The organism is Mesorhizobium erdmanii USDA 3471, assembly GCF_000472705.1.
Classification (GTDB): domain Bacteria; phylum Pseudomonadota; class Alphaproteobacteria; order Rhizobiales; family Rhizobiaceae; genus Mesorhizobium; species Mesorhizobium erdmanii.
This window is the reverse complement of sequence record NZ_KI421454.1, coordinates 102,966-115,916: the sequence shown is the minus strand read 5'-3', so window position 1 is coordinate 115,916 and position 12,951 is coordinate 102,966. Positions and strand designations below refer to the sequence as shown.

The 12,951-nt window shown below is 62.4% G+C and carries 9 protein-coding genes and 1 pseudogene; all 10 read left to right on the top strand.

Going from position 1 to position 12,951, the window contains the following annotated elements; genetic code table 11:
• Nucleotides 1-148: 148 nt before the first annotated feature.
• Entirely contained in the window at nucleotides 149-1,114 is a 966-nt protein-coding gene (locus A3AU_RS0130955; RefSeq protein WP_027056336.1) for a polyprenyl synthetase family protein, read from the top strand.
• A gap of 310 nt (nucleotides 1,115-1,424) precedes the next feature.
• Nucleotides 1,425-2,975 (top strand): hypothetical protein, encoded by a 1,551-nt coding sequence (locus A3AU_RS0130945; protein WP_027056334.1) that lies wholly within the window; start codon nucleotides 1,425-1,427, stop codon nucleotides 2,973-2,975.
• Nucleotides 2,972-3,874, top strand: coding sequence for a terpene synthase family protein (locus A3AU_RS0130940; RefSeq protein WP_027056333.1), 903 nt, complete (start codon nucleotides 2,972-2,974; stop codon nucleotides 3,872-3,874). The genes A3AU_RS0130945 and A3AU_RS0130940 overlap by 4 nt, the downstream gene beginning before the upstream one ends.
• Before the next feature lie 84 nt (nucleotides 3,875-3,958).
• Nucleotides 3,959-5,014, top strand: a complete 1,056-nt coding sequence (fni, locus tag A3AU_RS0130935; protein ID WP_006329110.1) for a type 2 isopentenyl-diphosphate Delta-isomerase — start codon at nucleotides 3,959-3,961, stop codon at nucleotides 5,012-5,014.
• Nucleotides 5,015-5,418: 404 nt separating this feature from the next.
• Nucleotides 5,419-7,071: an MFS transporter gene (locus A3AU_RS0130925; RefSeq protein ID WP_006329112.1), complete on the top strand. Its 1,653-nt coding sequence runs from the start codon at nucleotides 5,419-5,421 to the stop codon at nucleotides 7,069-7,071.
• Nucleotides 7,072-7,427: 356 nt separating this feature from the next.
• Nucleotides 7,428-7,640 (top strand): cold-shock protein, encoded by a 213-nt coding sequence (locus tag A3AU_RS0130920; RefSeq protein WP_027056331.1) that lies wholly within the window; start codon nucleotides 7,428-7,430, stop codon nucleotides 7,638-7,640.
• Nucleotides 7,641-9,052: 1,412 nt separating this feature from the next.
• Entirely contained in the window at nucleotides 9,053-10,744 is a 1,692-nt protein-coding gene (gene virD4, locus A3AU_RS0130910) for a type IV secretion system ATPase VirD4 (protein WP_027056329.1), read from the top strand.
• A 353-nt stretch (nucleotides 10,745-11,097) separates the two neighbouring features.
• Nucleotides 11,098-12,138, top strand: a complete 1,041-nt coding sequence (locus A3AU_RS1000000140205) for a type III secretion protein (RefSeq protein WP_245235615.1) — start codon at nucleotides 11,098-11,100, stop codon at nucleotides 12,136-12,138.
• Nucleotides 12,139-12,193: 55 nt separating this feature from the next.
• Nucleotides 12,194-12,412, top strand: a pseudogene (locus A3AU_RS0130900) (type IV secretory system conjugative DNA transfer family protein); the annotation flags it as partial.
• Between the two features lie 163 nt (nucleotides 12,413-12,575).
• On the top strand, nucleotides 12,576-12,951 hold a 376-nt coding region (locus A3AU_RS1000000139630; protein WP_161633551.1), incomplete at its 3' end, for a hypothetical protein.

The following is a 12,951-nucleotide window of genomic DNA, read 5'->3' as shown; positions in this document are numbered from 1 at the left end:
TGGCATCGCATGCCCCGTGTGGCGAGGCAGCTGCGCCGGCGACGCGCGGCAATGCTGCACTCGGCGCGCGCGCTCGGTGCGACGCCGCCAACACCGCGGCGGCTCGGACGCTCGCCGTGGCCGTGCCAGGTACAAGGACATGAACGACATGCAGACCGATTCCACGCTACACGACGACGCGCAGGCGCGCGGCGCATCCGGCAGGCTGCCGTCGGAGATCTGGATGCAGGACGGCGCAAGGCGGGTCGAACAGGCGCTGGCGCGTCTTCTCTGCGCCGAAGACGACGGTGAGACCGAGCTGATGGCGGCGATGCGCTACGCCACCTTGCATGGCGGAAAGCGCACCCGCGCCTTGCTCTGTCTGGCTACCGGCGCACTGGCCGACACGCCGGCGCACATGCTCGACGATGTCGGCGCCGCCATCGAGATGATGCACGCCTGTACCCTGGTCCACGACGACCTGCCCGCAATGGACGATGACGTGCTTCGCCGCGGCCTTCCGACCGTGCACGTCAAGTTCGGCGAAGCCACTGCGATCCTGGTCGGCGATGCGCTGCAGGCGCACGCCTTCCTGACCCTGGCGAGCCTGGATGCGCCGGGCGACAACCGTATCGCGCTCGTGCGCGAACTGGCGCAGGCGGTGTCCGCCGAGGGTGCCGCAGGCGGGCAGGCCATGGATCTGTCGCTGGTAGGAAAGCACGTCGAGCTGGACAGGATCGTGGCGATGCACCGGATGAAGAGCGGAGCGCTAGTGCGCGCGTCCGTTCGCATGGGCGCGCTATGCGCCATCGCGGAGGATGCCGCCCACGCTGCGCTGTACTGTGCGCTCGATCGCTACTCCGCCTGTTTCGGCCTGGCGTTGCAGGTGGTCGACGACATTCTCGACACAACAGCGGATACCGCGACGTTGGGCAAGACCCCCGGCAAGGACGCGGCGGCGCAGAAGCCGACCTGTGCGTCGATCATGGGGCTGCAGGCAGCGCGCCAGTTGGCGCTGGATCTGTTGCGCGACGCCGGGGAGGCCATCGCCCCGCTGGGAACGCGTGCGGAACGGTTGGCGCAGATGCTGCAGCGGGCCAACGCGTATCTGTTCAAGCACGCGCCATGCGCATGAGCGCGCCCGTCCGCATGGAGTCGCCCCTGTGCCGCTGCGATCGATCGGCCGGCGTGAGCGGTGCATGCTGCACTGTGTCCAAGTCGGCGGCGGCGATCGCAGCGGTTGCCCAGCACAGCCGCGGCGCACGCGGCGCGCTGCGCGCAAGCCTATGCGGCGGACCGGCCCCAGCATGGGGCGCGTCGCCGCGCCGGAGCAGGGCGGCCGTCCGGCGCTGCCCGTGCGCCGGGCCGCGACGGGCCTGCGGCGACGTGCGCGGCGTCTGCCCGATCCTGGTTCCCGGCAACCGTCTGCAGAAGGAACATACCGCGTGAACGCGCTGTCCGAACAGATCCTTTCCGAATTGCGCCACCTGCTGGTCGAGATGAGCGACGGCGGCAGCGTCGGTCCGTCCGTGTACGACACGGCGCGAGCTCTGCAGTTCCACGGCAACGTCGCCGGTCGGCAGGACGCATACGCGTGGCTCATCGCGCAACAACAGGCCGATGGCGGATGGGGAAGCGCGGACTTCCCGCTGTTCCGCCATGCGCCCACCTGGGCGGCGTTGCTGACATTGCAGCGTGCCGATCCTCTTCCCGGCGCTGCCGACGCAGTCCAGGCTGCAACCCGGTTCCTCGAGCGCCAGCCCGATCCCTACGCGCATTCGGTGCCGGAAGACGCGCCGATCGGCGCGGAGCTGATCCTGCCGCAGTTGTGCGGCGAGGCCGCATCCTTGCTGGGCGGCGTGGGGTTTCCGCGCCACCCGGCGCTGTTGCCGTTGCGGCAGGCGTGCCTTGTCAAGTTGGGGGCGGTGGCGACGTTGCCGAGCGGCCATCCGTTGCTGCACTCCTGGGAAGCCTGGGGAACGTCGCCGACCACCGCATGCCCGGACGACGACGGCAGCATTGGCATCAGTCCGGCGGCCACCGCCGCGTGGCGTGCGCAAGCCGTAACACATGGGAGCACGCCGCAGGTCGGGCGCACCGACGCGTATCTGCAGGCGGCATCGCGGGCGACGCGCAGCGGCATCGAAGGTGTCGTTCCCAACGTCTGGCCGATCAATGTGTTCGAGCCATGCTGGTCGCTGTACACCCTGCATCTGGCCGGGCTGTTCGCGCATCCCGCGTTCGCCGATGCCGTGCGCGTGATCGTCGCGCAGCTCGACGCCCGCATGGGCGTGCGCGGTCTGGGCCCGGCCTTGCACTTCGCAGCCGATGCCGACGACACCTCCGTTGCGTTGTGCGTCCTGCGCCTTGCAGGCCGCGACCCGCCGGTCGATGCGTTGCGCGATTTCGAAATCGGCGAGCTATTCGTCACCTTCCCCGGCGAGCGCAATGCCTCGGTGTCGACCAACATCCATGCCCTGCATGCGTTGCGACTGTTGGGAAAGCCCGCCGCCGGCACCAGCGCCTACGTCGAGGCCAATCGCAACCCGCACGGCCTATGGGACAACGAAAAATGGCACGTTTCGTGGCTGTATCCCACCGCGCATGCGGTCGCTGCGCTGGCGCAAGGCAAGCCCCAGTGGCGCGACGAGCGCGCGCTGGCGGCGCTGCTGCAGGCGCAGCGCGATGACGGCGGCTGGGGCGCCGGTCGCGCGTCCTCATTTGAGGAAACCGCCTATGCGCTGTTCGCGTTGCACGTCATGGACGGGAGCGAAGAGCCGACAGGGCGCCGGCGCATCGCGCAGGCGGTGGCGCATGCGCTGGAGTGGATGCTCGCCCGCCATGTGTCGCATGCATTGCCGCAGACGTCGCTGTGGATCGGCAAGGAACTGTATTGCCCCACCCGGGTCGTGCGCGTGGCCGAACTCGCCGGGTTGTGGCTGGCGCTTCGTTGGGGGCGGCGCGTCCTGGCCGAGGGAGCAGGAGCGGCGCCATGATCCCGACCGAACGCGCGCTGCAGCAGGTGCTGGAGTGGGGGCGTTCCCTGACAGGGTTCGCCGACGAGCATGCCGTGGAAGCGGTCAGGGGCGGCCAGTACATCCTGCAGCGCATCCACCCGGGCCTGCGCGACACCAGCGCCCGCACTGGCCGCGATCCGCAGGACGAAACGCTGATCGTGGCGTTCTATCGCGAACTGGCGCTTCTGTTCTGGCTCGACGATTGCAACGACCTTGGCCTGATCGCGCCGGAGGAGCTCGCCGCGGTGGAGCAGGCGCTGGGGCAGGGCGTGCCGTGCGCGCTCCCCGGATTCGAGGGCTGCGCTGTGCTGCGCGCTTCGCTGGCCGCGCTCGCCTACGATCGTCGCGACTATGCTCGGCTGCTCGACGACACTCGGTGCTACTGCGGGGCGCTGCGTGCCGGACACGCGCAGGCGGCAGGGGCGGAACGCTGGTCCTACGCCGAGTACCTGCACAACGGCATCGATTCGATCGCCTACACGAACGTGTTCTGTTGCCTGTCGTTGCTGTGGGGGCTGGACATGGCGACCTTGCGCGCGCGTCAGGCGTTTCGCCAGGTCCTGCGGCTCATCTCCGCGATAGGTCGCCTGCAGAACGATCTGCATGGACGCGACAAGGACAGGTCGGCGGGCGAGGCCGACAACGCGGCGATCCTGCTGCGGCAGCGCTATCCGGCTATGCCTGTGGTGGAGTTCCTCAACGACGAGTTGGCCGGCCATACGCGCATGCTGCACCGGGTGATGGCGGAAGAACGCTTTCCCGCGCCGTGGGGAGCGTTGATCGAGGCCATGGCGGCCATCCGCGCGCAGTACTACCAGACCTCGACCAGCCGCTACCGCAGCGACGCTGCGGGGGGAGGCCAGCGTGCGCCCGCCTGAACGGCGGGATGCGGCTGCGTGCGCTCGCTGCCGTTGGTCCGATCCGATGCAACGCCGTCCCCCGATGCGACGGATGGAGCGAGCATGAGCGATAGCGACAACATCCCGAGCCGGCGCAAGGACGACCATCTGGACATCGTGCTGGATCGGCGAACGGCGCCGGCCACGGTCGCCGCCGGCTGGGAGTACATCCGTTTCGAACACTGCGCATTGCCCGAGTTGGACCTGACGCAGATCGACCTGCGCGCCTCGCTGCTGGGCAAGACCATGCGCGCGCCGCTGCTGATCAGCTCCATGACCGGCGGCGTGCCACGCGCCGAGGCCATCAACCGGCATCTGAGCGAGGCAGCACAAGCCTTGGGGATCGCCATGTGCGTCGGTTCGCAGCGCGTGAGCCTGCAATCCCGCAACTCCCAGGGGCTGACGCGCGCGCTGCGCCGCATGGCCCCAGACATTCCCTTGCTGGCTAATATCGGCGCCGCGCAACTGCGCGAGGCCGACGGCCTGGACCTGGCGCGCCGGGCGGTGGATGCGCTGGAGGCCGATGGACTCATCGTCCATCTCAATGCGCTGCAGGAAGCGGTACAGCCGGAGGGCGACCGCGACTGGCGCGGCGTCCTGGCGCAGATCGCTCGCGCCGCGCGCAGCGTGGACGTGCCGATTGTGGCCAAGGAAGTGGGGTCGGGCCTGTCCGCCTCGGTGGCCTGCGCGCTCGTCAAGGCGGGCGTGGCGGTCATCGATGTCGCCGGCGCCGGCGGCACCAGTTGGGCCGCGGTGGAGGGCGAGCGCGCCCGCGATGCCGCCGACCGTGCAGTGGCGATGGCGTTCGCCGACTGGGGGATTCCGACCCCGGCCAGCGTGCAGGCGGTACGTCGGGCGCTGCCAACTGTGAAGCTGATCGCGTCGGGCGGGATCCGCGACGGCGTCGACGTGGCCAAGGCCATCCGCCTGGGCGCGGACATCGCCGGGCAGGCGGCCGGCGTGCTGCGCGCGGCGACGGTGTCCACCGAGGCGGTTGTCGCGCATTTCGAGATCGTCATCCGCCAGTTGGCCGTCGCCTGCTTCTGCACCGGCTCGGCTGATCTGGCGGCGTTGCGTCAGGCGCGCTTGTTGCCCTCGGCGCATCTGCCCGCCGGTTGATACCGGCGTCTCCCGCACGTGGCGGCGGGCGCCTAGCAAGCTGCTGAATACCTACGCCAAAGATAGACTACTGATCCACCTTGGCGAGGCGGTTCAATGCGCGGGAGCTCGTGATCACCAGAAGGGAGTCGATGCCCAGGACGTGGCTTGGTTGGAGACGCCAAGGAACGTCAAACTGACGATTCTTGTAACGTGGTCGGGGATCGAGAGCGACAGGATCGAACCGGTCTCGTCCCGCATAGCGGAACGATAGCTCCACCGGAAGCATTCGGTTCTGCCACAGCATCGGCCAGGCAAAAATAACTTGCGTTGCGCAGATAAAATGCCCTGATCCTGCCATTCCTCCATGGGCACGTGGGCGGGGAGAAATCTCGTACACTGGCAGCGAAGGGAGGCTCGGCCCAATGAGCGGGGTGGCGCGTGAAGAAGTTAATCCGGTGTCATCGGCAACGTTCGCGCCGCTCGAGAATTCAACTTTCCGTCCGATCTGGATTGCCACACAGGTATCCAGTCTAGGGTGGCTGATTCAAATGGTTGCCATCAGTTGGCTGATGGCGACCATTTCGACATCGGATGTGATGGTCGCCTTGGTGCAGGCTTCGACAACCTTGCCCACATTCCTCCTGTCAATTATCGCCGGCGCCCTAGCGGACAATTACAGCCGCCGCAATCTCATGTTCGCTGGCTGGTGCGTGATAGCATTGTCCTCGACGATGCTGACTGTTCTTGCAGGTCTCGGAATTTTCAATCCATGGATGGTTCTTGCATTCAGCTGTTTGGCCGGAGTAGGCGCCGCTTTCACCGACCCCGCCTGGCACGCGTCGGTTGGCGATATCCTGCGAAAGCGCGATGTTCCGGCCGCCGTCACGCTTATCTCGGTCGGATATAACGCCGTCCGAAGCATCGGTCCCGCTCTCGGTGGCGTCGTCGTTGCTTCCTTTGGCCCTTTGACGGCTTTCGCAGTGGCGACGCTTACATATCTGATGCTGCTGTGGACCATAGGGCGCTGCAAATGGCATGTTCGCCCGTCACCGCTGCCGAGTGAACCATTGACCACGGCGATCCATGACGGAGCGCGCTTCACTGCCCTGTCATCCGAAATCAAGGCAGCAATTGCCCGCGGTGCCCTCTTTGGGCTGACGAGCATCTCCATACTAGCGCTCTTGCCTCTCGTCGCCCGCGATCAGCTGGGGGGAGGGCCAGTCGTTTACGGCATCCTGATGGCCGGTTTCGGGACCGGCGCCTTGTTCGCCGGCATCTGCAACAATATTCTGAGACGGAGGCTGTCCCAGGAACGTTTGACGACACTGTCGTGCATCGCCTGTGCGGCTTGTTGTCTATCGCTTGCTTTCACCCCCTCGGTGGCGGTGGCGGCTATCGCGCTGGCGCTCGGCGGCGCGGGCTGGGTCGTGACCTGGACCGGGCTGGACGTAAGCGTCCAGTTGGCGAGTCCAAGGTGGGTCGTTGGTCGCACGCTCTCGATCTATTATGCCCTTTCATCCGGCGGCATCGCGGCTGGCAGCTGGCTGTGGGGTACGGTGGCCGAGAGCTATTCGCTGAGCTCGGCTCTGGAGCTTTCAGGTGGCGCGCTGCTGCTGGTCGCTGGCACCGGCTTCCTGCTGCCCATCCGTCAATGGAAAGATTCCGATCAGGCTCCTCTTGGCTTCGAAACGCCTCAGGTTGCCCTGGATTTGAAGCCCCGAAGCGGGCCGATCGTCGCCAAGATCGAATATTCAATACCCGAAGCAAATGTCGAAGCGTTCCTGGAGCAGATGCGGGAACGGCGGCGAGTACAAAGCGGCGTTGGTGCGCGACACTGGAATCTCCAGCGCGACCTCCAGCAGCCTTCGCGTTGGACAGAAACCTTCCGCACCCCGACCTGGATGGACTACCTTCGTCTGAACCACCGCCTTACGGCAGCCGACAAGGAGTTGGACCAGCGTCTCCTCGCATTGCACCTGGGAGAGCTTCCTCCTCGAACCACGCTTGCGATCGAGCGGCCGACTGGAGCTGGCCGCAAGCGGGACCAATCGATGCGGTTCTTTTTCCGGCGTTGACATCCGTCCAGGCGTCCGCGCTGGTGAGACAGGATGGGTTGGAAACGAGCGAACGCTCTCACCATCCGTTTTGCAGATCGGCTTCGATCCATTCGAGTGGTTGCCGAGCCGGCATACTGGGCGGCTCAGACGTAACCTTGTCGGAGAGGTTCCTCGGCACTCGAGCGTCTTGCAGCGCGTTGCGCTCAAGCTCACCGGCACCTGTTCGGTGCGTTCCCAAACAGAGCAATGGCTTTTCGCGCCGCAAACCCGAGGTGGGTAATTCTGGTTTTTGCTGGGTTTAACTCTACGAAATATGAACAGGATCGGCTTCACGGCCCGTCTGGTTCGCACTGGCCACAGAGGAATACACAGATATGGCGACCGGAACAGTGAAGTGGTTCAACAGCACCAAAGGTTTTGGCTTCATCCAGCCCGATGACGGCGGTCAGGACGTTTTCGTCCATATTTCAGCTGTAGAACGGGCTGGACTTTCAAACCTCGTTGATGGGCAGAAGATCAAGTACGAGATCGAGCAGGACCGCCGTAGCGGCAAGTCCTCCGCAGGTAGTCTCAGCAAGGTAGGCTGATTTTCTCGTCGGACCCGCAGAGCGCGAAGGATAAGTCAAGCCGAAGGTACCATCGTCATTCGCGGGGCGTATCGCGACGGACTCTCTTATACGAGACGATCCTGATGCGTCACGCAAACGGCGAATCACGAACGCTCTCGCCGCAAACCCCTTCCGCCCGGAAATCTGCCCCGGTTACGGCTCTCGGCGTATCCCAGAGTTGGGAGAAGCTTCTGCCAGACTACAACTGTAACCTCATATCGGTTTAGCAGGTCAAGCGTCGGTGGTACCCTGATTGGGTAACTTAACCACTTTGGAGGCCGAGCAATGGATCGCGATAACAAACGGGCACGCGCAGCTGCAAGTTCATCCCAAGACGTGGGGAATCGCAGTACCCTCCGTGACCTTCCATACGGACCATTGACCGATGTTGCAGAACGGCTGGTAAGCGCTAACCCGCGCGATACAGCGCGAAATCTTGGGACCTTCAAAGAACTCGGGAGGCGAGAGCGCATAGCCGTTCGGGGCACTCGAACCGAGCCAGAAACTGACCTCGCGAGATTTGAAACGCGGACCAATCAGCTTGGACGATCAGCCGTCGATCTGGGGGATAAATTGACTGCCGGGTTGGGACACACCTCGGATGAAGTAGCATTGGAGCAATTCAGAGCAGTCAGTAATGTGTCTCATTACCTTCGGCCAGAGACACAAGATAGTATTGTTAATCGCATTGGCAACATGGACCCACCTTCGCAAGCTATCGGAGCGCTTTACGCTGCGCAAAACTTCAGCAAGTTTAACGCTGAAAATAAAGCTCGCATTTTTGATCAGGCCGCTGAATTGGCTACCGATCCGGATGGCCACGTCAGGTCGACAGCATCCAATGCTATGTACGCGATGTATCACCAGTTAGATCCAAATCAACAGGCCCAAGCTCACTCAATTCCCGGCATGCAAGACATCTTGCCGCAGATGCCTCCTCCGCGGCATGCAGCAGAGGAACGCAGTGCGGATCTGGACGCCCACATAGCAGGTATTGGGGCTGCAGTCCGTGATACAGTTGGCCCTCAAACCTCCCACGAACAGCTGCAGCGGGGTGGTCAAGTCGGCCGGGACATAAGCCACTCCTACAATCACGCCCGAGAGGATCTAATGGAGGCTAGGAGAAGCAGAGATCGCACCGGCCGTTGAGGTCTCGGCCATGGCAGTAACGCTTCCTCTCCCGAATTCCGTTCACGGCCTTGCTGTTTCCAATTCCCTGGCCGTCGACGTATCTGCTTAGTGAAACTTTCAAAATCCACGTCTGCCGGGTGGCGCGATGCAAGCATCGCACCACCCGCTGCGGCATCGATCTGTCGAGCGTCGGCATCGCGACCTGGGTTCGGTGTCAAAAGCAAGCGCAGCATCAGCACGGCTAATTCGGCCATGGAACAATGTCTTCTACAAAAACGACGTCCCCCAACATAGCCATTAGCATCGCGTGCTCACTCGCCTTGGGGTTCTGTGCGGCGAGTCTGTACGCAACCTTCCGCCACGGGGGTAGCGGCGAGGCTCTGATGGCGTTTGATGTCCGTGCCTTTTGGTTTGAGACGCCCTTCTATTTGGGTTTCGCAACCCCCGTTTTCTATCAGGGCGCGGCTATCGTGCTCTCGACATCCGCGGTTGTCTTGCTGATTCAGCAGTTCGTATTGCGCCGCAAGCTCGAACACCACGGGACCGCTCGTTGGGCTCGAGTGGATGAAATGCGACGCACGGGATATCTGCGACGATACCGTGGCGTGACAGGGCCGGTCTTCGGGAAGACGAGTGGTCCTTTCTGGCCTGGCTATTACCTGACCAATGGCGAGCAGCCTCACAGCCTCATCGTTGCGCCGACCCGCGCTGGCAAGGGCGTCGGCATAGTCATTCCAACGCTCCTTACATTCAAAGGCTCAGTGATAGCTCTGGACGTCAAGGGGGAGCTCTTTGAGCTCACCTCTAGGGCGCGCAAAGCCGCAGGCCACGAAGTGTTCAAATTCGCGCCGCTGGATTCGGAGCGGCGCACCAACTGCTACAATCCGCTGTTGGACCTTATAGCGCTGCCTCCGCAGCTGCAATTCACCGAAGCCCGCCGCTTGGCCGCAAACCTGATCACGGCCAAGGGGGAGGGGGCGGAAGGTTTCGTCAGCGGCGCGCGAGATATCTTTGTCGCGGGGATCCTTGCCTGCATCGAGCGGGGCACGCCAACAATCGGCGCCGTCTATGATCTGTTCGCTCAGCCGGGGGAGAAGTTTAAGCTCTTCGCGCAGCTCGCCATGGAGACCCGGAACAAAGAGGCACAACGCATCTTCGACGACATGGCGGGGAACGATACAAAAATCCTAACCTCCTACACGTCCGTGCTCGGCGATGGCGGGCTCAACTTGTGGGCGGATCCGGCTGTCAAGGCGGCTACAAGTCGCTCGGACTTTTCGGTCTATGATCTTCGCCGTCGCAGAACGTGCATCTATCTTTGCGTTGGTCCGAACGACCTTGAGGTGATCGCGCCTTTGATACGCTTATTTTTTCAGCAAACCGTTTCAATTCTACAGCGGTCGCTGCCCCGCCAGGACGAAAAGCACGAGGTTCTCTTTCTGCTCGATGAGTTCAAGCACTTGGGGAAGCTGGAGGCGATCGAGACCGCAATTACGACTATCGCGGGCTACAAGGGGCGTTTCATGCTCATCATCCAAAGCCTTTCGGCACTAACGGGGGCTTATGGAGAGGCTGGTAAGCAGAATTTTCTCAGCAATACCGGACTGCAAGTGTTCATGGCCACGGCCGATGACGAGACTCCAACCTACATTTCCAAAGCCATCGGTGAATACACGTTTGAAGCCAAATCGATTTCCTACAGCCAGTCGCGAGCGTTCGACCGGAACATTCAGAATTCGTTTCAAGGTGCGCCGCTGCTGCGTCCCGAACAGGTTCGGCTGCTCAATGACGAGTACGAGATTGTTCTCATCAAAGGTCTGCCGCCATTGCAACTGAGGAAGGTGCGATATTTTTCGGACCGCATCCTTAAACGCATCTTTGAAAGCCAGACAGGCGCCCTCCCGGAGCCGGCACCCTTGATGGAAGCTCATCCAGATGACACTGACGGTTAAGCGCCCGTCTCGCGTATCCGTCCCTCGGCGATCAGAAACTCCACTACAGGTGAACGGCTATGGGAATTTGCATCTCCAAATCCTCCGGATCGACTCGACATGCCACATATGACACGGAAGAGTCGCCGCGAGAATCCACGGCAGCGCTGAGGGTCTCCGTGGGCACGCCTGCCGACAGGTTGCGACGGGGCGGAGATGCGCCTCTGGAGCCACATCAGATCCAGCAGGCCGCCTATCATATGGGAGCGTGTGTCGTCGGTGACGACGTCACCAGCCCGATAAGACTCGCGACAGCGGGGCAAACAGTTCACGACGTTCGCCTGCTGCTCAAACATGGCCGGGGAAACGTTAAGGTGGACGACATTCCCTCTCACGGCCACAACAGCATCGGATCGTCGGTTGCAATGATGGGAGCAGACGACAACATTAAGGTTGCAGTGGCCGTAGTCATGGGAGCGGCGTGCTGCAATCAGACCGCTCCCCTTTCCGCTATCGTCCACGCCCCACACATGGCGGCCGACGAGCGGAGTACGACCTCTAGTGCTTCCGTGTCAATGAAAGAGATAACCGACGAAAGTGATGAGATCCCAGTCAAGACGGGTCACATTTGGAACGAACTGCGGCGCGGAAGCCGCGACCCGAGGTCGACCGTGGTTATGGATGCCTGGGCCAACGGTCCCGCTGTTCGGTTGAAAGACAGCGCATGGAGCGGAGTGCCGGTCAAGGAAGGTCATTGGTCGATGGACAAAAGCACCGCCGAATTCCTGAAAAACCGTGTTGAGGGGTTGATTCCGTTCGTGCATCCGGACACAAATGAACAGACTGCCAACGATTTGCGCCGGAAGCAAAACGCACCCGTATCGTGGAAAAAATATGCAGAAGTACAAGTGATCTCACCCGAGTTCGCTGATAGTGTACGCAACGCATTGTCCCGTATTCCTGAAGACCAACAAAAGGAAATCGCATCACTGATGATTCAGGGAGCCTACGGAATGGATCCTTCCTCGCGCACGCACCAAGACGCAGTGGAATCAGTTCTGGTGGCCGCCAACCAACTGGACTCGCTGCCCCGGCCTCCTGTCGAGCCGCCGGAATTGGCGGTGTATCACCAGTTCGACGCAAATCAACAGGCCCAAGCTCACGCAGTTCCCGGCATGCAAGATATCTTGCCGCACATGCCTCCGCCGCAGCATGCAGTAGAGGAACGGAATGCGAATTTGGACGACCACATAGCAGGTATTGCGGCTTCAGTCCGTGATACAGTAGGCCCGCAAACCTCCCGTCAACAGCTGCGGCGGGGTGGTGAAATCGGGCAGTCCCTAAGTCACCCCTATAATCACGCCCGCGAGGATCTAATGGCTGCCTCCAGAAGCAGAGATCGCTCCGGCCGTTGAGGTCTCGGCCATGGTAAGTGACGGTTTCTCCTCGAATCCCGTTCACGGCCTTGCCAGCCAGGCGCGAACGTTCGATTGGAACATTCAGAATTCGCATCAAGGTGCACCGCTGCTGCGTCCCGAACAGGTTCGGCTGCTCGATGAAGACTACGAGATTGTTCTCATCAAAGGCCTGCCACCATTGCAATTGAGGAAGGTGCGATATTTTTCGGACCGCATCCTTAAACGCATCTTCGAAAGCCAGACAGGCGCCCTCCCGGAGCCGGTACCCTAGACGATAGCGGACGAGGGGCTCTCGGCAGAATCTCAACTCGATGACCCGCTGCGTGAATTGGCGCAGGATTTTTGACGATACAGTTTGATGTGAGGCTAGTGTGGACCCGCGAAATAGTAATCCATCCCGTGTAACAGCTTTGCCGCAGGTGCAGGACGCCGGCTTGGAAGAGGATCAAGCGGTCCAGGCCAGGCAAGTGGGCGTTGAGCAGCACCTTGCCGAGGCCCGGAGGCTGTTCGATCAAGCTGACGAGTCGCCAACCAATCCAGAGGAGCTTCAGCGACTGGACCAGGGGCTCCGCGAAGTGCTTCAGCAATGGCAGGATGAGCAAGCCGCCTCGCCTTCTTTCAGCGCTGAGGTTCCCGAGGCGCTCCGGCCGCTGTTCGATGATCGAGCTCACCAGCCGCCAACCAATGCAGAGGAGCTTCTGCGACTGGAACAGGGGTTCCGCGAAGTGCTTCAGCAGCGGCAGGATGATCAAGCCGCCTCGTCTTCGCTCAGCAACCCAGGGATGCGTGCTGGACCGGAGGACCCCAATA

Bases quoted from the DNA above. Each gene is read 5' to 3' on its own strand.
- A3AU_RS0130955 (WP_027056336.1), top strand. From the start codon at position 149: ATGCAGACCGATTCCACGCTACACGACGACGCGCAGGCGCGCGGCGCA.
- A3AU_RS0130940 (WP_027056333.1), top strand. From the start codon at position 2,972: ATGATCCCGACCGAACGCGCGCTGCAGCAGGTGCTGGAGTGGGGGCGT.
- fni (WP_006329110.1), top strand. From the start codon at position 3,959: ATGAGCGATAGCGACAACATCCCGAGCCGGCGCAAGGACGACCATCTG.
- A3AU_RS0130925 (WP_006329112.1), top strand. From the start codon at position 5,419: ATGAGCGGGGTGGCGCGTGAAGAAGTTAATCCGGTGTCATCGGCAACG.
- A3AU_RS0130920 (WP_027056331.1), top strand. From the start codon at position 7,428: ATGGCGACCGGAACAGTGAAGTGGTTCAACAGCACCAAAGGTTTTGGC.
- virD4 (WP_027056329.1), top strand. From the start codon at position 9,053: ATGTCTTCTACAAAAACGACGTCCCCCAACATAGCCATTAGCATCGCG.